The following is a 21099-nucleotide window of genomic DNA, read 5'->3' on the forward strand; positions in this document are numbered from 1 at the left end:
ACTTGCCGGTGGGAACTTCACCGCCCCCGGCGCAGTCCGTTATTTCTTGCTGAGGCGGACGATCCCTTCACCGTCCTGCACCGCGACGACGACGATCACCTGCCGGTTGATCTGGTGCGTCATCCCCGGCGGACCGGACACCGCCCCGCCCATCCCGCCGGACGCGGGGGCGAGACCCACCTTCCCCGTCTGGACCGTGACCGACAGCGGCCCGGCACCGCCGTCGTTGGGGATCTGATCGCCGGTCCGCACCAGCACCTCACACTCCCCGTCGGAGCAGGCTTTCAGATTCCGCCCGTCCACCGCGACGAACGGCGTACCGGACGGGGCCGCGACCCCGGCCAACGGCACGTTCTCCGCCGCCGGAGTCGAACTCGCCGCGGCGAAGATCGGCGTCGGCTGAGCCGTCGAGCAACCGGCGGCGAACAGCACCAGGGGAACCAGGACCAGGCATCTTCGGCGATCGACCATGACCGACGAACGTAGCCGACGCGGACCTCTCTGGATGCACCCGAATTCCGCAATCCTGCCGCCATTCGCACTGATCAGCGGCCGTCCGGCCGGGGGAGCCGGCCGGACCGGAGCACCACGTGGTCAGGCAAGTACGGAGTGTCCAGTGAGGCGTCGGCCCGGCCCAGGCTCAGACTTCACCACGCGCGATGATCGCCCGCGTGTCCACACCGGACGGAAGCGTCCCGAACGCGACACCCCAATCACCGCCCAGCCGCGACGCGCAGAACGCGTCCGCCACCGCCGTCGTCCCGTGCCGCACCAGCAACGAGCCCTGCAACACCAACGCCATCGACTCGACCAGCCGCCGCGCCCGGTACTCGATGTCCGACAGATCGGACAACTCCTTGCGCAGCCTGCCCACCGCGTCGTCCAGCCGCGCGTCGGCACCGGACGCCTGCTCGACCTCCGCGAAGTACGCCGCCACCGACTCCGGCTGCTTCGCCATCGCCCGCAATGCGTCCAGCGCCGCGACGTTGCCCGAACCCTCCCAGATCGACATCAGCGGAGCCTCACGGTAGAGCCGCGGCATCCCCGACTCCTCGACGTACCCGTTCCCGCCCAGGCATTCCAGCGCCTCCACCGCATGTGACGGACCGCGTTTGCACACCCAGTACTTCGTCACCGCCAGCCCCAGCCGCCGGAACGCCTGCTCCTGCTCGTCACCCGGCCGGTCGGTCGCCGCCGCCAGCCGCATCCCGACCGTCGTCGCCGCCTCGGACTCCACGACGAGGTCCGCCAGCACGTTGCCCATCAGCGGCTGATCCACGAGGTTCGCCCCGAACGCTTGACGATGACGCGCGTGGTGGATGGCCCGCACGGCGCCGTAGCGCATCCCCGACGCGCTCCCGACCGCACAGTCCAGCCGGGTGTTGTTCACCATCTCGATGATGGTGCGCACGCCGCGGCCCTCCTCGCCGACCAGCCAGCCGATCGCCTCGTCGTACTCGACCTCCGACGAGGCGTTGGACCGGTTGCCCAGCTTGTCCTTCAGCCGCTGCAACCGGATCCCGTTGCGCGAGCCGTCCGGCAGGACACGGGGGAGAAGGAAACACGACAGCCCGCCCGGCGCCTGGGCCAGCGTCAGGAACATGTCCGACATCGGCGCCGAGGTGAACCACTTGTGCCCGACGATCACGTAGCTGCCGTCACCCAGTGGCCGCGCGGTCGTCGTGTTCGCCCGGACGTCGGAACCGCCCTGCTTCTCCGTCATCGACATCCCGGCGATCAGCCCGCGCTTCGTGCTCGGCTCACGCAGCCCGAAGTCGTACTCCGTCGACGCCAGCAACGGCTCGTACCGCTCGGACAGCTCGGGATTGAACCGCAGCGCCGGGACCGCCGCGTAGGTCATCGAAATCGGGCACGTATGCCCCGCGTCGACCTGACCCCAGACGTACATCTTCGCCGCCCGCGCCGCGTGCGCACCCGGCCGGGAATCCCGCCACGGGGCCGCGTGCAGCCCATAGGACACCGCGACGTCCATCAGGTCGTGCCAGTGCGGGTGGAACTCGACCTCGTCGATCCGATTCCCGACCCGATCGTGCGTCCGCAGCACCGGCTCGTTCTCGTTGACCAGCCTGCCCCAATCCTGGACGTGCTCACTCCCGGCCAGCCTGCCCAGCGCGTGCACCTCCGCCACCGCCCAGCCGGCGCCCGCCCGCTCCAGACCCTCCAGCAGAGCCGGATCCGCGGCGACGTCGTACTCCGCCAGCGGCGGCACCTGGTTGGTGACCTCATGAGTGACCGGCATCGGAACCTCCCAAAGAACGCAGGACGAAAGTGCGCAGCCCGGACACCTCGTCCGCACTGCCAGTGGTCAACGGGCCGATCAGCACCTCGGCCGCCGCCCCGACGAGCGCCGCCGCGGTGACCTCCGCGTCCTGAGCCGGGAGCACCCCGGACCGGACGCCATCGGCCACGTGCTGGGCCACCACATCGCGGAACGCGCGCCGGAACACCAGCCGCTCGGCCTCGATCGGCGCGTCGACGGGCTCGGCCAGCAGCGCGTACGCCATCCGCGGCGTCTTCAGCGCACGGCTCGCGAAGGTGTCGAAAACCGCCACGACTCGCTCCGCCGGCGTTCCGGGCCGCTCCGACACCGCGCGTACGGCCTCGACCTCACGCGTGACGACCTTCCGGAACAACTCCACGACCAGCGCGGCCTTGGTGGGGAAGTGGCGGTACACGCTCCCGACCGCCACCCCGGCCCGCTCCGCGACCGCCGACACCGAACAACCCGCGTACCCGCGCTCGGCCAGCTGCTCCATGGCGGCGGCGAGGAGGGCGTCGCGCTGGGCGTCCAGTCGCTCCTGGACCCTCGGGGTTCGGCGGTACGGCACTCAAGAAGTGAAGCACCGATTCACACCTTCAGTCAAGGCGCCCGCACGAGTTCCTCCAGCGCGACGGCAATGCCCTTCCTGTCGTATGCGCTGGTAGGCATGGTCGCGGCATGAGCGTGCCGGACCACACCCTCCCGATCGATCAGCAAGCTGCCGGACTGCTGCAAGGAGCCGAACACCTTCCTTGCCAGCCCGACAGCCTCGTGCGGGGTACCGCGCCGACCAGTCACCACCTGAAGCGACAACCCACGCTTCGCCCGCCAAGCCGCCGCTTCCTCCCGCCCCTCAGGAACAGCGACCAGCACCCGCACACCAGCGAGCTTCGCGAGATCCCTCACGTGACTGTTGCAGACAGGACACGTGGTCGAACGCATGAAATACAGCAGCACGTTGTCCGTGCCGCGGTAATCCGAGAGCCGGACGACCTGCCCGGCCGTGTCCTCCAGCGCGAGGTCGGGGACCGTGGAACCGATTTCGAACATGACGACTCCTCAAGAGAAATCAGGGAATGGGGTTACCGAGAAGGACACGAACCGTCGCCCGCGCCCGATGCAGCCGAGACTTCATCGCGGTCGTACTCAAACCGAGCGCGTCGGCGACCGCCCGGCCCGAATACCCCTGGATGTCACGCATGATCAACACTCGACGCTGATCAGCGGGCAACTCGGCGATCGCCGCCGCCACCCGTCGCGCCTCCAGCCGCTGCAGGACGTCATCCTCCGCCGAGACCACCGCGGCCGACCACGCCAGATCGTCCCCGCGCAACGCTCGCCGAGCCCGGCGCAGGCACTCGTTACGCACGATCCGGAACATCCACGACGCCAGCGCACCGGAAGCCCGCAAGGTGCCGATCTTGCGATACAGGATGATCAGCGCCTCCTGCGCGGAATCCTCCGCGTCCTCCGGCGAAGCACAGAGCGAGCGCGCGAAACGCTGCACATGCGGATGGGAACCCGAGACCAGGGCGGCGATAGCGGTCTCATCCCCGCCCTGCGCGGCCACGATCAACGACTCCCTCGGCCACTCGGCCTTCACGACGACCTCCTCCAGCACCGGGCTTGTCCCGGCCCCTACAAGAGCAGCCGTCCAGGCCAAAGGATTCAGCCGCCCTCACGTGACCCCGCTCACCACCCCACCGCGCGGTCCACCACCAGCCTCACGTCACCCGATGGCATGATCGCCGCTATGACATGGACCGCCCCCGAGGTGACCCGCCCGTCCGGCGACACCGCCGCCGACGAGCGCATTCTCCTGCCCTCCCTGCTGGCCTGGCACCGCGCCACCTTCCTCGGCAAACTCGCCGGCCTCACCGGAGAACAACTCGCGCAGGCGTCGGTCCCGCCCTCGAACCTCACCCTCCTCGGCCTCGTCCGCCACCTCGCCAAGGTCGAACGCATCTGGTTCCGGCTGCGCTACGCCGCACAGGACATCGGCCCCCTCTATGACCCCGCCCTCGGCAAGGACCACGACTTCGAAGTCCTCGACGCCACCAAAGCCGAAGAGGCCTACAACACCCTCCTCGAGGAAATCCGCCTTGCCGACGAAGCCGCCGCCGGTGGATCCCTCGACGACACCTTCGACCTCGGCGGAGACCCGTTCTCACTCCGCATGCTCTACGTCCACATGATCGGCGAATACGCCCGCCACAACGGCCACGCCGACCTCATCCGCGAACGCGTCGACGGCACCACCGGCGCCTAGAGGGAGTGACCATGGAATACGGATTCATCGGCGCGGGCGAGATCACCGCCGCCATCGTCGAAGGCCTCAGCAACGACATCGCCGACCCGCCCTCGATCTTTCTCTCGCCGCGTAGCCGCAGCGTCGGACAAGAGCTCTCGGCACGCTTCGCCAACGTCAAAGTCTGCGACAGCAACCAAGCCGTCCTCGACAGCGCCACGACGATCATCCTCGCCGTCCGCACGCCGATCGCCGAGGAAGTCCTCCGAGACCTCACCTTCCGGCCCGAACACGTCCTGATCAGCGCCCTCGCCGGCGTCCGACTCGACCAGCTGAGCGAGTGGGCCACACCGGCACGCGAAGTCGTCCGCAGCATCCCGCTGCCCCCGGCCGCCCGCCGCCAAAGCCTCACCGCCATCTACCCCGACAACACCGAAGCCCGAGCCCTCTTCGACAGCATCGGCGGCACCGTCGTCCCCGACGCCGAGAAAGACCTCGACATCTTCAGCGCCGCCACCGCCACCTTCGCCGCCCACCTCGACTACCTCGGCACCATCGCCGCCTGGATGACCGACCAGGGCATCGAAGACACCACAGCGACCACCTTCACCAGCCACATCTTCGGACAACTCGGCCAAGACCTGCTCCAGCAGACCGGCTCCCTCGAAACCCTCACCGGCAAGCACATGACCCCCGGCGGGCTCAACGAACACCTCCTCACCGACCTGCGCACCAACGGCGTCCCCGACACCGTCCGGCACGCCCTCGACGGGATCCTCACCAGACTGCGCGACAAGTGACCATCGTCGACAAACTCCGGGCAGCCGGGTGCGTCTTCGCCGAAGACGAAGCCCGGCTCCTCGGCACCGAAGCCCGCACACCCGCCGAACTCGACACCATGGTCCAACGCCGCATCGACGGCGAACCCCTCGAAGTCATCCTCGGCTGGGCCGAATTCCACGGACTCCGCATCACCGTCGAACCCGGCGTCTTCGTGCCACGCCAAAGATCCGAACTCCTCGTCCGCCACGCCGTCACCCTCGCCGGCCCCGGAGCGGTCGTCCTCGACCTCTGCTGCGGCACCGGCGCACTCGGCGCCGCCATCGCCGCCGAACTCGGCGAAATCCGGCTCTACGCGGCCGACATCGAACCCGCCGCCGTCCGCTGCGCCCGCGTCAACGTCGCCAAAGCCAGGGGAGAGGTCTTCGAAGGAGACCTCTACGAACCCCTACCCGCGTCGCTACGAGGCCACGTCGACCTCCTCGTCGTCAACGCCCCGTACGTCCCCACCGACGCCATCGCGATGATGCCGCCCGAAGCACGCGACCACGAACCCCGCATCGCACTCGACGGCGGGCAAGACGGCGTCGACGTCCACCGCCGCGTCGCCGCCGAAGCTCCACAATGGCTCGCACCGGGCGGGCACCTACTGATCGAAACCGGCGAAAGCCAGGCCGCGAACACCGCGGAAGCCATGGCACACAACGGATTGACCCCCGAAGTGATCACCGACGACGAGCTGTACGCGACGATTGTTGTCGGTGCCGGGGGATAGGGTCCCCGCCGTGACCGACTACCTCCACATGACCCGCACCGCCTACAACACGGTCGCGGCCGACTACGCCGAACTCCTCCGCGACCACCTCGCCGGATCCATCTGGGACCGCGCCGTCCTCGGCGCGTACACGGAACTCGTCCAAACAGCAGGCGGCGGACGCGTCGCCGAGATCGGCTGCGGACCCGGCCGCATCACCGAACACCTCCACGGACTGGGACTCGACATCCACGGCGTCGACCTCTCACCGGAGATGATCGCCGTCGCCCGGAAGTCGTACCCACACCTGGACTTCCAGATCGGGGAGATGCCCGGTTTGTCCATTGAGGACGGTTCGCTGGCCGGCGTCGTCGCCTGGTACTCGATCATCCACACCCCACGAGAGCGACTGCCGGAGATCTTCGCCGACTTCCACCGGATCCTCACCCCAGGCGGCCACCTGCTGCTGGCGTTCCAGGTCGGCGACGAGATCCGCCACATCGAGCACGCCTACGGACACGACATCTCTTGCGACGCCTACCGCCTGGCACCGGAGAAGATCGCCGAACAGCTGGGGGAGTCGGGGTTCACCATGATCTCCCAACTCGTCCGCGAACCGTCCGAAGAGTTCGAGAGCACGCAGCAGGCGTACCTCATCGCCCGCAAACCGTAAGTCAAGGACGCCGAGCCTCGATGAGCCAGGCCGCCGAGTCGTAGAACACGCCTCGGCTGGTCTGGTGCTCGGCGAGATCAGCACGCAAGGCTTCGACGGCCTTCGCACGCGTGGGGTCGTCCAGGTCACTCAACCGCCCGCCATGCTGCTCGACGATGAACTCGGCCGCGTCATCGACGTCCCGGCCGAAGTACATCGGCTTGTTCACCGCGGTCGACCGGACGTCGGCGTACCCGGCGGAGGTCAGCAGTTCCTCGGTTTCGAGCGGGTCGCTGAGCGCGAGATTCGAGGACGGCACCTCACGACCGGCGGCGAAGATCGTCCGGAAAGTGGTGATCCATTCGTTGAGCCGCAACGGTTGCCACGTCAACAGCACGAGACGGCCCCCGGGCCGGGTCGCACGGGCCAGGCTGGTGAACGCGGCCAGGGGAGTACCGAAGAACATCGACCCGTGCCTGCTGATCACCACATCGAAGCCCGCCTCAGGGAACGGATGGACCTGCGCGTCCATCTGTTCGAAGGCGACGTTGGGAACACGTTCCTGCTCGGCGAGCCGACGAGCGAGGCCCAGCATCTCGCTGGAGAGGTCCACGCCGAGCGCTGAACCGGCAGTGGCCAGCCGTGCCGCATCCCGCGTCGTCTGCCCGGCACCACAACCGACGTCGAGCACCTTGTCTGACGGCTGGATCCCGGCCGCGGCGAAGAAGGTCTCGCGGTAGGCGGCAACACCGTCGTCGATCCGCTGTGCGCGCTTCGCCCAGAGCGCGCCGTCCCACGCCTCCAACATCCGCTCGTTGGACGGATCGACGCGCACAGCGATGCTCTCGGACATTTCGACGGCCCCCAGGTTCGATTTCCAGGGAAGACCATAGCGCGACGCGGCAGATCCTATGCTCCTGACTCCACCGCAGGGGAGAGGCGGTGTCGTGTCTAGGTCCAGTAGGCCAGCCAAGCGTCCAGCTCCGGTCCGGACGGGTTGAGCTGACGAGCCCGGGCAATGTTCTCCTCGTCCTCAGGAACGACCTCGACCAGAACCAGCACACCTGCGCGAGCCTCGCCGACACCGAACAGCCCTTCATCGGACAGCCTGCGCATCGCCGTCTCCATCGCGCGCAGCCGAAGATCGAACTCCGCGTCGGACGCATCGTCGTCGGCGATGTCGAACACCTCCGGCCGGGCGGCGAACAGCTCTCGGACAGGCTTCAGGTACTGCTCACCCATGATCGAAAACGGCGAATCGGCGTAGGAGTAGCGGACCTTGTCGGCGTCCGGTCGCTGCGACAGCGTCTCGTGCGACCAGGCCGACAGTGCCGGACCGAACGCCTCGCCGGGCGTGGTCAGCGTGACGTAGTAGAACGTGTGGCCGGGGTTGTCGCGGAACAGGTCGGTGACAACGGCACGAGCGGCCGTGGTCAATGCGTCGGCAAGGTCCGCTTCGGTCGGAATCACCAGGAGATCGAACCACAGGGGTCGACTGTCGGGGAGCGCTGCCCGATCGCTTACTTGACATAATGTACATTATCGGCACTTTGGCTGACCTGGATAAAGAGGCTCGAGAGGGGTCTCTGGCAGGTGCTGAAGGGGCCTTTCGTCGCATGCGATGCAGGGAAAGCTCCCTTCGTCGCGTGACATGCGGGCATGGTTCCCTTCAGTCCTCCCTGGACTCGACCCACCTCAAGCCACCCAAACGGCCAGGGACGCCCCCAGAAGCGCAAAACGGATGACCGATCACCCACCTTCAATACGTCACAGTGACGTATTGAAGGTGGGTGATCGGTCATCAAGTGCGAACAGAAGCATCTGCGGCGCCTGGCCTAGCCGATCCGCCGCCGGGCCCGCCGACCTCAAGACTCCAGTCGGCCATGGTGGCCCGGATGTCATGGAAGGGTCGTTCAGGACTAAAACGTCAGAAACGACCCTTTCATGACACACTGAGAGTCAGCGAGCGGACCAGGATCCCCCGCGAGGAGCTTTCGGAGTCATCGCTCCGTTTCATGCATAATCACTATTATGCATGAAACGGAATATAACCCAGTGTAAGACTGTCGGTGCCATGCGGTACAAGATCCCCATGAGGGTTTCCGAGGCACAGCAAGCCTTTTTCGCCGCACGTCGTCCCCGTAAGGATTCTCCTCACACCACCGACGCCTACCGCCGCGACCTCGCCGGCATCACCGCTCTCCTGCTCCGCGAGTCGGACCGCTCCCCTGACGACCTCACCGTCGAGATGCTCACGGCTCAGGCGCTCCGGAACGCCTTCGGTGCCTTCGCGGACACGCACGCCAAGAGTTCGGTCCTGCGCGCGTGGTCGACCTGGAACCAGTTCCTTACCTTCTGCGTGTCCGACGGGCTGCTCGCGGGCAACCCGATGGGTGCGGTCGCCCGGCCGAAGGCACCGCCGTTGACGCCGAAACCGTTGCGGGGTGAGGAAACCCCGGAGCAGTTGCTCGCGGCCGCCGCGGATGGTTCGCGCCGGACGCGGGATCCGTGGCCGGAGCGGGACGTGCTGGTGATCGCGCTCGGTTTGGTCGCCGGACTGCGTGCCGCGGAGATGCGAGCGCTGACAGCGCGGTCGCTGGTCGGTCGCCAGGGTGAGATGCGGTTGCACGTCCATGGCAAGGGAAGCCGCGATCGCTCGATTCCGGTGCAGCCGATCATGGAGAAGATCATCGAGGAGTACCTGGCCTCCTGCCGCCGTCGCTTCCCTCAGCAGCGGTTCGGGCCCTCCACTCCCCTCCTCCGGGATCGTGCGGGCGAGCCGATCGGCCGCGGCGCACTGGAGTACCTCGTGAAGTCTTGCTACCGGTGGGCGGGCCTGCACGACCGCGTGCCGGTCGGGGCGAACCTCCACGCGTTGCGGCACACCTTCGCGACGCGGCTGGCCGAGGACGGCGCGACGGCGTCGGAGATCATGGCGCTGCTGGGGCACGCGAGCCTGGCGACCAGTCAGAACTACATCGAGGCGACGGGGCGGGAGCAGCGGGCGGCGGCCGCGAGCAACCGGACGTATCGGGCGCTGGATGGGATCGTGTAGGTCAGCGGAGCTGTTCGAGATCCTTGGCCGCCTGGGCGATTTCATCGGCGAGGCCACGGAGTTCGGCCAAGGAGGCTCCGTCGTCGGCGGCGGTGACGATGTCTTCGGCGGCGCAGCGGAGTTGGAAGAGCCGGTCCTGCAGAGCGGCGATCTCGGTGTCGGAGAGGACGACGGCGTCTTCGGGGAGGCCGCTGCGCTGGAGTGCGGTTCGGCGTTCGTAGGCCCGCTGGCGGCAGGATTGCCCACAGTAACGGCGGCGCCTGCCGACGTTGCCGCCCTGTTCGAGCCGTCGGCCGCACCATCCGCAGTGCTTGGGTGCCCCCGCGCGGCGTAGCTCGGACACCTCTTCGGCGGACGTCTTCGGGTGCTCGGCCACTTCCCTCACGGTTCAGACCCTAGCTGGCCACGGGACGATCATGCCGGGGCCACGACCGAAGTGCACACTAGTGGGGTGTCGACACTCTTCCCGTACCTCGCCGACCCGCTCCCGCGTGCCTTCGCCCATCGGGGCTGGCACCTCGGTGACCTGGAAGGACTGGAGAATTCGCTGCCCGCCTTCCGTCAGGCGGTGACGGAGGGTTATCGCTATCTCGAGACGGATGTGCACGCGACGTCGGACGGCGTGGTGGTCGTGCATCACGACGAGTCGCTGGACCGGACGACCGATGGCGCGGGGTTGATCTCCCGGCAGACGTGGGCGCAGCTGCGGAACGTCAAGGTAGGTGGCCGTGCGCCGTTGTCGCGGTTGGAGGACGTCCTCGAGGAGCTGCCGGAGGCGCGGTTCAACATCGACGTGAAGTCGGACCAGGCGGTGGCGCCTTTCGTGCGGACGGTCGAGCGGAGCGGGGCGCACGATCGGGTCGCGGCGGCGTCGTTCTCCGACGCGCGGTTGGCGCGGATCCGGAAGCTGGCGGGTCCGAAGCTGGTGACGGCGATGGGGCCGCGTTCGGTGGCGGTGATGTGGGCGAACGGGTTTCTGCCGCTGGTGTCGTTGCGGGCGTTGGCGCGGGGTGCGATGGCGCAGGTGCCGGTGCGGCAGGGGCGGTTGAAGGTGGTGGACCGGGCTTTCCTGCGGCAGGCGACGCGGGCGGGTTTCGAGGTGCACACGTGGACGGTGGACGATCCGGCGGAGATGCGGTTGCTGCTGGATCTGGGGGTGCACGGGATCGTGACGGATCGGCCGGATCTGCTGCGTGAGGTTCTTCAGGAGCGGGGCGCCTGGCCGTCCTGACCCGCAATTAGTCACCTAATTGCGCTGTCGCAAGTAGGTGACTAATTGCGGGTCGTGGAGCGTTACCGGGGTGGTTTGCCGTTCCAGGCGGCGTCCCAGGTCTTGGGGCCGAGGCGGCCGGAGTCGTTGATGCCGTTGGCCCGCTGGAGGGCGAGGACGGCTTCGCGGGTTTTGTCGTAGTAGCAGCCGGTGCCGGTGAAGCCGTAGCCGTAGGCGTTCATCCGCAGTTGGAACACCTTGAGCGCCGGCGCGCAGTCTCCGTAGGCGTAGACGACGCCGGGCCAGGCGGGTTTGGGGCCGCCGGGTGGGGCGGGCGGGGTCGGCTTCGGTTTGGGCGGGGGTGGCGGGGCGGGCTGTCCTCCCCCGCCGATGTAGGCGGAGTCCTCATAGGACGGTACGCGCTTGCTGCGGCCGTCGCCGTCGTTGCGGAAGCCGAGTTTGCCGGCGCATTCCCAGGGTTGCCAGCCGCGCATGCGGTAGAGGTAGAGGGCCCGGTAGTCCTGTTCGCGGGGGCTGGCCTGGTCGGGCCTCCCCTGGCCGCCGACGCTGCGCCAGGTGGGCAGGTCGAACTGGTAGGCGCCGTAGTAGCCGTTGCCGGTGTTGATGTTGTAGCGCCCGCTCGATTCACACATGCGGAGCTTGGCCCAGTGGGAGCCGTGGGGATCCGCGGCGGCGGATCCGGTGGTGGCGATCTGCAGGCCTGTCACGGCGAGGGCGAGCAGGAGCGTTCTCGCCACTACGCGGTGTGCTGTGCGAAGGCGATGGGTCCTCATGAGCGGAACAGTAAGTACTGGACACTTGCTTCACAAGAGTCACAGCTCGCACACCAGCCTCACATGAAACACACGTGGTTCGTGTCAGCGACACGCCGACGAAGGTCGGGGAGGTTGCCGGGAAGGGTTCGTCTCGCGTCGAAACGAACACGGTCCGGACTTGTGCCGGACAGCTGGGCGTGATCACCAGTAGTCTCCCGCTGACCTCGACATTCTCGACTTCAGGAGCAGTGCATGACGGTGGCCGTGACCCGTGAACGCAGGCGGGTGTGGCGGGCTTGGTACCTCTACGACTGGGCCAATTCGCCGTTCTATTCGTCGGTCATCACGGTGTTCGGAGCGCTCTATTTGAGCGAGATCGCGTCCGCGGATGCCAAGGCGAATTTCACCCTTAACGGGGACAGAGCGTGCACCGATTCGAGTGGAGCTTCGAGCACTCTTCAGAACTGCGACGTCTCGTTGTTCGGGCTGCACTTCCCGGCGGGGTCGCTGTGGGGGTATCTGCTGTCCATCGCGACGGTGACGCAGGTGCTGGTGCTGCCGATCGCCGGCGCGATCGCGGACCGGAGCAGGCACAAGCGGCGGATCCTCGGCGGGTTCGCGTTCCTGGGCGCGGTGGCGTCGGCGCTGATGTTCTTCGTCTCGGGGACGAACTGGGAGGTCGGGGTCTGGACGTTCATCCTGGCCAACATCGGTTACGGCGGTGCGCTGGTCGTCTACTACTCGTTCCTGGTGGACATCGCGGAGCCTGACGAGCGGGACGCGGTGTCGTCGAAGGGGTGGGCGTTCGGGTACCTCGGCGGTGGCTTGGCGCTCGCGCTACAGCTGGGGTTCTTCATGGGCCACGAGGCCTTCGGGGTGAGCGAGGGGCTGGCCGTCCAGATCTGCTTCCTGACGTCGGGGATCTGGTGGGCGGTGTTCACGTTCCCGGCGGTGCGGGCACTCCCCCAGATTCATGTGCCGAAGTCGTCGGAGCGGGGGCTGTCGGTGTTGACGGCCGGGTTCAAGGAGTTGAAGCGGACGATCGGCGAGGCGAAGGCCTACCCGCTGACGTTGGCGTTCCTGGGGAGCTACCTGGTCTTCACCGACGGGATCACGACGGTGGTGGCGGTGTCGGCGCAGTACGGCAAGGACGAGTTGAAGTACAGCACTCAGGTGCTGATCGTCACGATCCTGGTGATCCAGTTCCTGGCGTATGCGGGGGCGATGATCCACGGGGCGATCGCGGCCCGGATCGGGGCGAAGAAGACGATCCTGGGCAGTCTGGTGGCCTGGGTGGCGGTGTTGTGCTTCGCGTTCTTCATCCAGGCGGGGCAGCCGTTGCAGTTCTACGCGGTGGCGGTCGGGATCGGGCTGGTGCTCGGTGGAACGAACGCGTTGTCGCGGTCGTTGTTCGGGCAGATGATCCCCGAGGGGAAGGACGCGCAGTACTTCTCGCTGTACGTGGTCGGCGAGCGGGGGACGTCGTGGCTCGGTCCTCTGTTGTTCGCCGCGGTCGGGCAGATCACCGGTTCGTTCCGGTACGCGATCATCGCGCTGGTGATCTTCTTCGTGCTCGGTTTCGTGTTCGTGTGGCTGGTCCCGGTGCGCCGGGCGATCGAGGCGGCGGGCAACCGACCACCGGCGGTGCTGTGAGGCTGGAGCGTGCCGATAGGGTCGAGCGTCGTGACCGTACTGAAGGAGAGTGGCCCGGACCCCACGGACGCGTTGTCGTCGGTGCCGGTGGCGGGTTCACGGCGGGGTGTGCCGGTCGTCGGGAAGTTGAAGTTCTGTTACGGGCCGATGGACTGCGGGAAGTCGACGCTGGCGTTGCAGATCGACCACAACCACGCGCGGCAGGGTCGTCGCGGGATGGTGCTGGTGCGGCACGACCGGTCCGGTGAGCCGCAGATCACCAGCCGGATCGGGCTGACGCGCAAGGCGATCGAGGTGGGGAACGAGACCGATCTGCGGTTGCTGGTGCGTGAGCAGTGGGTCGCGGGGCGGCACGTGGACTACTTGATCGTCGACGAGGCGCAGTTCTTGTCGCCCGATCAGGTGGATCAGCTGGCTGAACTGGCCGATGACGTCCAGATCGACGTGTACTGCTTCGGGATCGCGACGGATTTCCGGAGCGTGTTGTTCCCGGGGGCTGCGCGGTTGTTCGAGTTGGCGGACGAGTTGCAGCCGGTTCAGGTCGAGGTGTTGTGCTGGTGCGGGCAGACGGGGCGGTTCAACGCGAGGGTGTCCGACGGCGAGGTGTTGCGGGCCGGGGACACCGTTGTGGTGGCGGATACCGAGCAGTTGCTAGTTGAATCTTCACCGGTATCACGTTCCGAGGGTGAAATGAACACTGTCCGTTATCAGGTATTGTGCCGTCGACACTTTCGACTGGGCGACCTGGGGCCTACCTCGGCCCAACACGGTCAGTTACGGTTGACGTGACAGGCGTACTACTAGCCCATCTGGGGGATATCCGCACCAAGATGGCCGTATTGACGTCACGCCAGAGCGCGAAACCACTCCTACTAGGAGAAGCTGTTGCCACCGGGTGACGCAGCTCATCGTGAGCAAGGACATGGTGTCCAGGGAATCTCCTGGCCTTCTTCGTCGTTGCATAGGGTGAGCATCACCCTGGCTCCACCCGGAGCTGACTGAAAGGACCCCCATCATGGCCGACCGTGTTCTCCGTGGAAGCCGGCTGGGAGCGGTCAGCTACGAGACCGACCGCAACCACGACCTCGCGCCTCGGCGCACCGTGCGCTACGCCTGCCCCAAGAACCACGAGTTCGAGGTGCCCTTCTCCGACGACGCCGAGATCCCTTCGGTGTGGGAGTGCAGGCTGCACGGCAGCGAGTCCGAGATCGTGGACGGCGGACAGCCGGAGCAGAAAAAGGTCAAGCCCCCGAGGACGCACTGGGACATGCTCCTGGAGCGCCGCTCGATTCCGGAGCTCGAAGATCTGCTCAACGAACGTCTCGCCGAGCTGAAGGGACGCAGGACCACCCGGTCCGCCTGACGCACGGCCAAAGTAGCTAGCCCCACCACGAACACGGCGAAGCCCCCGCGACCTCCCTCCGCGGGGGCTTCGTCATGTCTCGGGGACGTCAGATGGGCGTGAGTGTTTTGGATCGCTCTAACCGTCCTTACCCACTCACGACTCATCCGACCCTCTCGGTACCGGCGCCCTTGTCGCCTGAAGTACATGAAGGCCCCCTTCCTTGCGCCTAGGTACAGGAAGGGGGCCTTCATGTACTCGGGAAGGTGCGAAGGTCGAGTTTCCTCGGCTGAGCCGAGTGAAGGGGGCCTTCACGGACCGCGATCCCGACCCAGCCCGCCGTAAGTACATAGAACACTCTTGGCCCTCACCACTCGGGCCGAGTCGGTGGTTTCGCGTGACCGATGGGACGGCACGTGTGATCCGACGGACGACACACCTGACTGGATGGACGACACGCGGGCGACCCAAAGCACTCACGAGAGCCCGTTGCGGCGCCCGCCGACGCGCGAGGTGCACGCGGCGTGGCGCCGCAGCGCCGAGGCCAGCCCGGCGATCCGGGCGGTGCTGGCGGAACTCCAGGCGGCTTGATCAGCTCGGGTACATGCTGGTCACGTTGACGAACGTGCCGGTGATCCCCATGGCGTCGTCGGAGGCGAGGAACGCCAGCGTGGCGGCGACCTCGGCGAGGCGCGGTGAACGCTTGGTCATCCGGGCCTCGGTGAGACCGTCGAGGATGTTCTCCATCATCTCCGGGCTCGCCGGCAGCTGGTTGTTGACGGCGGAGAGCTTCTCGGGGGTGAAAGTCTCCGGGATACCCGCGACCCAGATGCCGAGCGCGCGGACGCCGTGCGGTCCGATCTCGACGGCGAGATTGCGGATGTAGGTGTCCAGCGCGGCGTCGATCGAGCCGGTCGCGCCCATCATCGGACTGCCCTGTGCGGAGCCGCTGTCGAGGGCGAGGATGACGCCGGAGCCCTGGGTGATCATGTGCCGGGCGGCCGCGCGGGCGGTGATGAAGTTGGTCGTGACGCCGGTGGTGATCGGGCGGACGTAGTCCTCGACCGTCATCTCCACGAGCGGGATGCCCTGGATGTCGCCGCGGGGGACGAGGTTGAGGGAGATGTCGAGGCTGCCTGCCTCGGCCACGACGGACGCCGCGTGCTCGTCGACCGCGGTCTCGTCCAGGCCGTCGACGACGGCGACTTCGGCGAGTCCCCCGGTCTCCTTGATCTCGTCGGCGAGCTTCGTCAGCGCAGGTTCGTGACGGCCGGTGAGGAAGACACGGGCGCCACGGGCGGCGAACTCCCTGGCGACACCGCCGCCGATCGATCCACCGGCGCCGTAGATGACCGCGTTCTTATTCTCGAGGCTCATGGGGTGTTCCTTCCGCGTAGTTGGGTTCGACCGTTGAGACGTGGAAGGCGCGTGGAACTAATCGGTCCTCAGGTGAGCGTCAGTGGCAACCCGAACGCGGGGAACAAGTGCGGTTCGAACGCGGTGATCTCCACGACCTTCCCGTCCTCGATCCGCAGCACGTCGAGCACCTGTGCGCGGTAGACCCGGGTGCCCGGCCGCCGGACGTAGCCGGCCGCGGCGGGGAGACGGTTGGCGATGGCCGGAAGGTGTTTCCATTCGCCGAAGTACGTCGGTGACGCGGGGTCGAGGGACTCGGCGACGAAGTCGAGGAAGACGTCCCGGCCGGAGAACCACAGCGGGTTCGGCGGCATCGTGACCAGCACGTCCTCCCTGAGCAGCTCGGCCATGACCCGGCTGTCGCCGCTGCCGGTGGCGGCGGCCATGTAGCGCCGCAGGATCGTTTGCTCCTCCTCGGTCGGCTGGACCGTCCGTGCCCAGTCGGTGCGGCGTTCCGGCAGGCGTTCGCGCAGGGTGGGACGGGCGCGCTGGAGTGCGCTGGTGACCGACGCGACGGTGGTTTCCAGCAGGTCGGCGGTCTCCGCGGCCCTCCAGCCAAGGACGTCGTTGAGGATCACCACGGCCCGCTGCTTCGGCGGGAGATGCTGGATGGCGGCAAGGAACACCAGCTCCATCGTCTCCCTGGTCTCCGCGATCTCGCCGGGTTCCGCCTCCGCCGAAGCGAGCTGGCTGTCCGGGAAGGGTTGCAGCCAGGGCATGAACTGGGGCGGTTCGCCGTGCTGGTCGACGCCGGGCAGCTGATCGTAGGGGCGAGGGACCCGTTTGTTGCGCCGCAGGAAATCGAGACAGGTGTTGGTGGCGATCCGATAGAGCCAGGCACGGAAACTCGACCGGCCTTCAAAGCCTTCGCGGCCGCGCCAGGCTCGCAGGAACGTCTCCTGGACCAGGTCTTCCGCGTCGTCGTAGGACCCGACCATGCGATAGCAGTGCACGCGCAGCTCTCGCTGGTGCTGTTCGATCCTCCCGGCGAAGTCGACCTCGTCCACAGTTTCCGTCACGGGCGTCGGTGTGACGTTTTCGCCTTCGGTCCGCAGCACCAGTTGAGCGATGCGTCGCAGCCTGCCGACGTCGGAAGTGAGCAAGGTGAGATCGGTGAGGAACACCTCCGACGGCCGAGGTGCCAGGCGTTTCGCGACGCGGCCGACCTCGGCGATGAGGGCTTCCACGTCGGGGGCGGGGTCGTGCCGTGACCGGTAGGCCCGCTGGCGGCACGCGGCCGAACAATAGACGGCCGCACGCCCGCGCGAACCCGCCTTCGATGGCAGCGGGCCTTCGCACATCCCGCAGACCTTCCCGGTCACGGCTCACCTTCCCCCGAAAACGTCACGCTCGATCGCGTTACGCATTATGCGGCTTGGTAGCCCGGGATGTCCTCGACGCGGTGGTACACGGCGAGCCCGCGGGACAGCGCGATCGCGACGTCCTGGTCGGCGCCGGTGGAATCCCCCGGCAGGCGCAGGACGGCGTCACAGTGGTGCAGGAGCCGGTCGGCCGTCGGGTACATGACCTCCTTGGCGACCGGGTCGGCCACGGTCTTCCCGCCCGCGCCGCGCAGCACCGGGAGCGCGACCCATTCGCCGATCATCGGCACGTGGCCGCTGCGGAAGATCGGCCAGGCGGCCTCTTCGAGCCGGGCGAGGTTGCGGGCGAGAAGTTCGGGGTCGTCGCCGGTGCCGGAGCGGAACGGGCCGGCGATGAGGATCATCAAAGGTTTGGTCATGCGGCGGAGCCTAATGTGCAACAATCGGCAAGAACAAGGAGGATCGTGCAAATGTTAGCTGCGCAACGTCGAGACCTGTTGCTCGAACGTTTGAAGACCGAAGGCCGGATCGTGGCCAAAGACCTCGCCGTCGAACTCGGCGTGTCAGAGGACAGTATTCGCCGTGACCTGCGAGAACTCGCCGAGGCCGGGCTCTGTCAGCGGGTCTACGGCGGAGCACTGCCGATCTCCCCCGCCACCGCGGACTACGCCACCCGCATGGCGGTCAGCGTCGCGGGCAAGGAACGGATCGCGAAACGTGCAGCAGCGTTGATCCGGCTGGGGTCGACCGTCATCCTCGACGGCGGCACGACCGCGCTCGCGCTGGCGAAAGCGCTGCCGGTCGACCTCGAAGCGACGATCGTCACGCACAGCCCCACGGTCGCGGCCGCGCTCGTCACGCATCCGAAGGTCGAGGTGTTCCTGATCGGCGGACGGCTCTTCAAGCACTCCGCCGTCACCTGCGGCGCGGCCGCGGCGGAGGCGGCCGAGGGAATCAATGCCGACCTGTTCTTCCTCGGCGTCACCGGCGTGCATCCCGAGACCGGGCTGACGACCGGCGACTCGGACGAGGCCGCGATGAAACGCACACTCGCCAAACGCGCCGCTGACACCTACGTGCTGGCGAGTTCGGAGAAGATCGGCGCGGCCTCGCCGTTCACCGTGCTCCCCCTGTCCGACGTCGCCGGCGTGATCACCGACGCGGCGCCGGACGAACCGACGGTGAAGGAGCTGGGGAAGCGCGGAGTGAGTGTGCTGGGGGTCAGCCCTTCTTGGCCAGCCCGCGAAGCTGCTGCCAGCGACGCTTGATGCCCCACATCCCGACCATGACGATCGCCTCGCGTACGACCGAACCGCTCATCTTCGACTGACCGACCTCACGTTCGGTGAAGGTGATCGGCACCTCGACGACCTCGAACCCGGCGAGCTTCGTCCGGAACGCCAGGTCGATCTGGAAGCAGTAGCCGCGCGAGGCGACCTCGTCGAGCGCGAGCTTCTCCAGCACCGTGCGGCGGTACGCGCGGAAGCCGGCGGTGATGTCGTTGATCTTCATGCCGAGCGCGACCTTCGCGTAGAAGTTCGCCACCCAGGAGAGCGCCTTGCGCCGGAACGGCCAGTTCACCGTGCTGCCACCGGGAACGTAGCGGGAGCCGATGGACAGGTCCGCGTCTTCGAGGGCGGCCAGCACCCGGGGCAGATCCTCCGGCGCGTGTGAGCCGTCGGCGTCCATTTCGACGATGGTGGCGTAGTCCCGGGCGAGACCCCAGCGGAACCCGGCGACGTACGCGGCGCCCAGACCGGCCTTCTCGGTCCGGTGCATGACCTGGATCCGCGAGTCGGCCTTCGCGAGCTCGTCGGCGATGTCGCCGGTCCCGTCCGGGCTGCCGTCGTCGACGACGAGGGCGTTCACGTCCGGGAGTGCCGTGAGCAGGCGTTCCAGGATCGGGCCGATGTTCTCCCGCTCGTTGTACGTCGGGACCACCACCAGCACCGGGTCGATTTCCTGGGCCCCCCGTGGCGCCTGCGCCATCCGCTTTCCTCCGTGTTCCGGCGGGTCAGCCCGCCGCTTCCCTCGTTGCCTTGGCGACGCTCGCGCGCCGGGTGCGAAAACGGAGTACGTACCCGCCGGTAACCCCGGCGACCGCCAGGGCCAGCAGTCCGTACTCCGTCGTCACACCGAGTAGATCCGACAGCGTAGTCTGCTGCCTCAGCGGTACGCGCCCCACCAGGGAATCTGCGGTGAACAGGCTGGTGGAGGCCGTGATCGAACCGTCGGGCGCGACGATCGCGCTGACCCCGCTGGTAGCGGAAACGACCACGGCACGGCCGTGTTCGACCGCCCGCAGCCGCGACATCGCCAGCTGCTGGTAGCTCATCTCCCCCGGCCCGTACCAGGCGTTGTTGGTCGGCACGACGAGCAGTTCCGCGCCCTCGGCGACCGATTCGCGGGCCGGGTAGTCGAACGCGGTCTCGTAGCAGATGAAGACACCGACCTTGGTTCCCGCGACCGACAGCGCGGCGTTGGCGCCGTTACCCGGTGTCATGTTCGCCACGCTGTCGACGAACGGCGTCACCAGCTTCGCGACCTCACGGGCGGGGACGTACTCCCCGAACGGGACGAGCTGCTGCTTGGCGTAGCGCTGGCCCGGGCCGGTGACCGGATCCCAGACGAGCGCGGAGTTCTGCGCCGAGCCGTCCGGCAGGCGTACCAGCGCGCCGATGATCGCCTGAGTGCCGTAGTCGCGGACCATCTGATCGACGCCGGCGTCACCGGTGCGCATGGCCATCGCGGTCTCGGGCCAGATCAGAAGATCGACCTTGGTGTTGTCGGCCTTGAGCTTTTCGAGCAGCCGGGCGCTCTCGGCAAGGTGGTTGTTGCGGAGTTCGTCGCGGCGGCCTTCCAGCGCCAGGCCGATGTCGGGGGCGTTGCCCTGCACCGTGGCGACGGTGAGTTCGCCGTCCTGGGCCTCGGTACCGATCGTCGGCCACACGGCGAGTCCCGCCACCACCGGCACCAGCGTCAGAGCGGACGCGGCCACGACGGCACGACGGGGTTCGGAACCCTTGAGCCGCAAGCAAAGGGCCGCGATCCCGAATCCGGTCAGCACGACGGCGAGACCGACCAGCGGAGCACCGCCGATCGACGCCAGCGAGACGAACGCGCCCTCGGGCTGGCTGAACGCCACGCGGCCCCACGGGAACCCGCCGAACGGGAACCAGGCACGCGGCGTCTCCAGCGCGATGATCACCAGCGCCGCCCACAGGGGTCCGAGCGGCAGATTCCACACGACGGTGGCGAAAGCCCCGCCGAAGCCGAGATACACCGACAGCGCCATCGCCAGCCCGAGCCATGGCCACGGCCCGAAGTCCGGTCCGAGGAAATCCAGCAGCCAGGTCAGCAGCGGCAGGAAGAACCCCATCCCGAACACGAACGCGTAGCCGAACGCGCCGCGGAACCGGCGTCCGTGCACCACCAGCGCGAAACCGGTGAACGCCAGCGGCGCGAGCCACCACAGCGGACGCGGCGCGAAACTCAGGTACAGCGTGAAACCCGACGCCGCGGCGACGAGGAAACGCAGGAGCCAGGCGCGGGAGAAGCGCTTTCGCGGCGCCGCTTCGGGGTCCGGGCTGGTCACGGTCGAGGACACCCC

The 21099-nt window shown here is 67.6% G+C and carries 25 protein-coding genes; 11 read left to right on the top strand and 14 right to left on the bottom strand.

Annotated elements, in window-relative coordinates; genetic code table 11:
• Nucleotides 1-39: 39 nt before the first annotated feature.
• From ACLARN_RS12670 to ACLARN_RS12690, 5 genes are all read right to left on the bottom strand, one after another.
• Complete coding sequence (locus ACLARN_RS12670) at nucleotides 40-471, bottom strand: hypothetical protein (RefSeq protein ID WP_409491542.1); 432 nt, start codon at nucleotides 469-471, stop codon at nucleotides 40-42.
• Nucleotides 472-640: 169 nt separating this feature from the next.
• Nucleotides 641-2260 carry an acyl-CoA dehydrogenase family protein gene (locus ACLARN_RS12675; protein WP_409491543.1) on the bottom strand — a complete coding sequence of 540 codons (1620 nt, stop codon included), beginning with the start codon at nucleotides 2258-2260 and terminating at the stop codon, nucleotides 641-643.
• Nucleotides 2244-2849 (bottom strand): TetR/AcrR family transcriptional regulator, encoded by a 606-nt coding sequence (locus ACLARN_RS12680; RefSeq protein WP_409491544.1) that lies wholly within the window; start codon nucleotides 2847-2849, stop codon nucleotides 2244-2246. The genes ACLARN_RS12675 and ACLARN_RS12680 overlap by 17 nt, the downstream gene beginning before the upstream one ends.
• A gap of 32 nt (nucleotides 2850-2881) precedes the next feature.
• A complete protein-coding gene (locus ACLARN_RS12685; protein ID WP_409491545.1) occupies nucleotides 2882-3331 on the bottom strand; it encodes a peroxiredoxin family protein in 450 nt (149 codons plus the stop codon).
• Nucleotides 3332-3350: 19 nt separating this feature from the next.
• Entirely contained in the window at nucleotides 3351-3884 is a 534-nt protein-coding gene (locus ACLARN_RS12690) for an RNA polymerase sigma factor (RefSeq protein WP_409491546.1), read from the bottom strand.
• A gap of 138 nt (nucleotides 3885-4022) precedes the next feature.
• Between ACLARN_RS12690 and ACLARN_RS12695 the strand changes: the two genes are divergently transcribed.
• From ACLARN_RS12695 to ACLARN_RS12710, 4 genes are read left to right on the top strand one after another with little or no spacing between them, the layout of a single operon-like run.
• The gene (locus ACLARN_RS12695) at nucleotides 4023-4550 is read left to right on the top strand and encodes a DinB family protein (protein ID WP_409491547.1); all 528 of its coding nucleotides are present in this window, start codon (nucleotides 4023-4025) and stop codon (nucleotides 4548-4550) included.
• A gap of 11 nt (nucleotides 4551-4561) precedes the next feature.
• Nucleotides 4562-5329, top strand: a complete 768-nt coding sequence (locus ACLARN_RS12700; RefSeq protein WP_409491548.1) for an NAD(P)-binding domain-containing protein — start codon at nucleotides 4562-4564, stop codon at nucleotides 5327-5329.
• Nucleotides 5326-6084: a putative protein N(5)-glutamine methyltransferase gene (locus tag ACLARN_RS12705; RefSeq protein ID WP_409491549.1), complete on the top strand. Its 759-nt coding sequence runs from the start codon at nucleotides 5326-5328 to the stop codon at nucleotides 6082-6084. The genes ACLARN_RS12700 and ACLARN_RS12705 overlap by 4 nt, the downstream gene beginning before the upstream one ends.
• Before the next feature lie 10 nt (nucleotides 6085-6094).
• Entirely contained in the window at nucleotides 6095-6736 is a 642-nt protein-coding gene (locus ACLARN_RS12710) for a class I SAM-dependent DNA methyltransferase (RefSeq protein WP_409491550.1), read from the top strand.
• Between the two features lies 1 nt (nucleotide 6737).
• Here ACLARN_RS12710 and ACLARN_RS12715 read toward each other — a convergent pair whose 3' ends face one another.
• Together ACLARN_RS12715 and ACLARN_RS12720 are read right to left on the bottom strand one after the other, a co-directional pair.
• Nucleotides 6738-7568 carry a class I SAM-dependent methyltransferase gene (locus ACLARN_RS12715; protein ID WP_409491551.1) on the bottom strand — a complete coding sequence of 277 codons (831 nt, stop codon included), beginning with the start codon at nucleotides 7566-7568 and terminating at the stop codon, nucleotides 6738-6740.
• Between the two features lie 98 nt (nucleotides 7569-7666).
• Complete coding sequence (locus tag ACLARN_RS12720) at nucleotides 7667-8185, bottom strand: DUF4303 domain-containing protein (protein ID WP_409491552.1); 519 nt, start codon at nucleotides 8183-8185, stop codon at nucleotides 7667-7669.
• 604 nt (nucleotides 8186-8789) lie between these two features.
• Between ACLARN_RS12720 and ACLARN_RS12725 the strand changes: the two genes are divergently transcribed.
• The gene (locus tag ACLARN_RS12725) at nucleotides 8790-9770 is read left to right on the top strand and encodes a tyrosine-type recombinase/integrase (protein WP_409491553.1); all 981 of its coding nucleotides are present in this window, start codon (nucleotides 8790-8792) and stop codon (nucleotides 9768-9770) included.
• Nucleotide 9771: 1 nt separating this feature from the next.
• Here the strand turns inward: ACLARN_RS12725 and ACLARN_RS12730 are convergent, their stop codons facing one another.
• Entirely contained in the window at nucleotides 9772-10155 is a 384-nt protein-coding gene (locus ACLARN_RS12730) for a hypothetical protein (protein WP_101607837.1), read from the bottom strand.
• 66 nt (nucleotides 10156-10221) lie between these two features.
• Here ACLARN_RS12730 and ACLARN_RS12735 point away from each other — a divergent pair, with 66 nt between their 5' ends.
• On the top strand, nucleotides 10222-11001 hold the full coding sequence (locus tag ACLARN_RS12735) for a glycerophosphodiester phosphodiesterase (protein WP_409491554.1): 780 nt from the start codon (nucleotides 10222-10224) through the stop codon (nucleotides 10999-11001).
• A gap of 62 nt (nucleotides 11002-11063) precedes the next feature.
• Here ACLARN_RS12735 and ACLARN_RS12740 read toward each other — a convergent pair whose 3' ends face one another.
• On the bottom strand, nucleotides 11064-11738 hold the full coding sequence (locus tag ACLARN_RS12740; RefSeq protein WP_409491555.1) for a transglycosylase family protein: 675 nt from the start codon (nucleotides 11736-11738) through the stop codon (nucleotides 11064-11066).
• Nucleotides 11739-12008: 270 nt separating this feature from the next.
• Between ACLARN_RS12740 and ACLARN_RS12745 the strand changes: the two genes are divergently transcribed.
• The 4 genes from ACLARN_RS12745 to ACLARN_RS12760 all read left to right on the top strand — a co-directional run bounded on the left by ACLARN_RS12745 (nucleotide 12009) and on the right by ACLARN_RS12760 (nucleotide 15342).
• Entirely contained in the window at nucleotides 12009-13409 is a 1401-nt protein-coding gene (locus ACLARN_RS12745; protein ID WP_409491556.1) for an MFS transporter, read from the top strand.
• 30 nt (nucleotides 13410-13439) lie between these two features.
• Complete coding sequence (locus ACLARN_RS12750) at nucleotides 13440-14198, top strand: thymidine kinase (RefSeq protein WP_409491557.1); 759 nt, start codon at nucleotides 13440-13442, stop codon at nucleotides 14196-14198.
• Between the two features lie 226 nt (nucleotides 14199-14424).
• Nucleotides 14425-14772 carry an RNA polymerase-binding protein RbpA gene (locus ACLARN_RS12755; RefSeq protein ID WP_005151365.1) on the top strand — a complete coding sequence of 116 codons (348 nt, stop codon included), beginning with the start codon at nucleotides 14425-14427 and terminating at the stop codon, nucleotides 14770-14772.
• Nucleotides 14773-15198: 426 nt separating this feature from the next.
• Nucleotides 15199-15342, top strand: a complete 144-nt coding sequence (locus ACLARN_RS12760) for a hypothetical protein (protein WP_409491558.1) — start codon at nucleotides 15199-15201, stop codon at nucleotides 15340-15342.
• Here ACLARN_RS12760 and ACLARN_RS12765 read toward each other — a convergent pair whose 3' ends face one another.
• The 3 genes from ACLARN_RS12765 to ACLARN_RS12775 form a co-directional block, all read right to left on the bottom strand.
• The gene (locus ACLARN_RS12765; RefSeq protein WP_409491559.1) at nucleotides 15343-16128 is read right to left on the bottom strand and encodes an SDR family NAD(P)-dependent oxidoreductase; all 786 of its coding nucleotides are present in this window, start codon (nucleotides 16126-16128) and stop codon (nucleotides 15343-15345) included. It abuts the gene before it with no gap.
• Between the two features lie 68 nt (nucleotides 16129-16196).
• On the bottom strand, nucleotides 16197-17489 hold the full coding sequence (locus tag ACLARN_RS12770) for a sigma-70 family RNA polymerase sigma factor (protein WP_409491560.1): 1293 nt from the start codon (nucleotides 17487-17489) through the stop codon (nucleotides 16197-16199).
• 44 nt (nucleotides 17490-17533) lie between these two features.
• Complete coding sequence (locus tag ACLARN_RS12775; protein ID WP_244197414.1) at nucleotides 17534-17908, bottom strand: DUF4406 domain-containing protein; 375 nt, start codon at nucleotides 17906-17908, stop codon at nucleotides 17534-17536.
• A 51-nt stretch (nucleotides 17909-17959) separates the two neighbouring features.
• Here ACLARN_RS12775 and ACLARN_RS12780 point away from each other — a divergent pair, with 51 nt between their 5' ends.
• Nucleotides 17960-18757 carry a DeoR/GlpR family DNA-binding transcription regulator gene (locus ACLARN_RS12780; protein WP_409491600.1) on the top strand — a complete coding sequence of 266 codons (798 nt, stop codon included), beginning with the start codon at nucleotides 17960-17962 and terminating at the stop codon, nucleotides 18755-18757.
• Here ACLARN_RS12780 and ACLARN_RS12785 read toward each other — a convergent pair.
• Complete coding sequence (locus ACLARN_RS12785) at nucleotides 18711-19478, bottom strand: polyprenol monophosphomannose synthase (RefSeq protein WP_409491561.1); 768 nt, start codon at nucleotides 19476-19478, stop codon at nucleotides 18711-18713. The genes ACLARN_RS12780 and ACLARN_RS12785 overlap by 47 nt on opposite strands.
• A 25-nt stretch (nucleotides 19479-19503) precedes the next feature.
• Entirely contained in the window at nucleotides 19504-21096 is a 1593-nt protein-coding gene (gene lnt / locus ACLARN_RS12790; RefSeq protein WP_409491562.1) for an apolipoprotein N-acyltransferase, read from the bottom strand.
• Between the last annotated feature and the right edge of the window lie 3 nt (nucleotides 21097-21099).

The sequence above is a fragment of the Amycolatopsis sp. cmx-11-12 genome, assembly GCF_046269425.1.
In the GTDB taxonomy this organism is placed as follows: domain Bacteria; phylum Actinomycetota; class Actinomycetes; order Mycobacteriales; family Pseudonocardiaceae; genus Amycolatopsis.

Excerpts from the sequence above, each read along its gene's own strand:
- ACLARN_RS12670 (WP_409491542.1), bottom strand. The coding sequence starts at position 471 with ATGGTCGATCGCCGAAGATGCCTGGTCCTGGTTCCCCTGGTGCTGTTC.
- ACLARN_RS12675 (WP_409491543.1), bottom strand. The coding sequence starts at position 2,260 with ATGCCGGTCACTCATGAGGTCACCAACCAGGTGCCGCCGCTGGCGGAG.
- ACLARN_RS12685 (WP_409491545.1), bottom strand. The coding sequence starts at position 3,331 with ATGTTCGAAATCGGTTCCACGGTCCCCGACCTCGCGCTGGAGGACACG.
- ACLARN_RS12695 (WP_409491547.1), top strand. The coding sequence starts at position 4,023 with ATGATCGCCGCTATGACATGGACCGCCCCCGAGGTGACCCGCCCGTCC.
- ACLARN_RS12700 (WP_409491548.1), top strand. The coding sequence starts at position 4,562 with ATGGAATACGGATTCATCGGCGCGGGCGAGATCACCGCCGCCATCGTC.
- ACLARN_RS12715 (WP_409491551.1), bottom strand. The coding sequence starts at position 7,568 with ATGTCCGAGAGCATCGCTGTGCGCGTCGATCCGTCCAACGAGCGGATG.
- ACLARN_RS12725 (WP_409491553.1), top strand. The coding sequence starts at position 8,790 with ATGCGGTACAAGATCCCCATGAGGGTTTCCGAGGCACAGCAAGCCTTT.
- ACLARN_RS12745 (WP_409491556.1), top strand. The coding sequence starts at position 12,009 with ATGACGGTGGCCGTGACCCGTGAACGCAGGCGGGTGTGGCGGGCTTGG.
- ACLARN_RS12755 (WP_005151365.1), top strand. The coding sequence starts at position 14,425 with ATGGCCGACCGTGTTCTCCGTGGAAGCCGGCTGGGAGCGGTCAGCTAC.
- ACLARN_RS12760 (WP_409491558.1), top strand. The coding sequence starts at position 15,199 with ATGGACGACACGCGGGCGACCCAAAGCACTCACGAGAGCCCGTTGCGG.
- ACLARN_RS12765 (WP_409491559.1), bottom strand. The coding sequence starts at position 16,128 with ATGAGCCTCGAGAATAAGAACGCGGTCATCTACGGCGCCGGTGGATCG.
- ACLARN_RS12775 (WP_244197414.1), bottom strand. The coding sequence starts at position 17,908 with ATGACCAAACCTTTGATGATCCTCATCGCCGGCCCGTTCCGCTCCGGC.
- ACLARN_RS12780 (WP_409491600.1), top strand. The coding sequence starts at position 17,960 with ATGTTAGCTGCGCAACGTCGAGACCTGTTGCTCGAACGTTTGAAGACC.
- ACLARN_RS12785 (WP_409491561.1), bottom strand. The coding sequence starts at position 19,478 with ATGGCGCAGGCGCCACGGGGGGCCCAGGAAATCGACCCGGTGCTGGTG.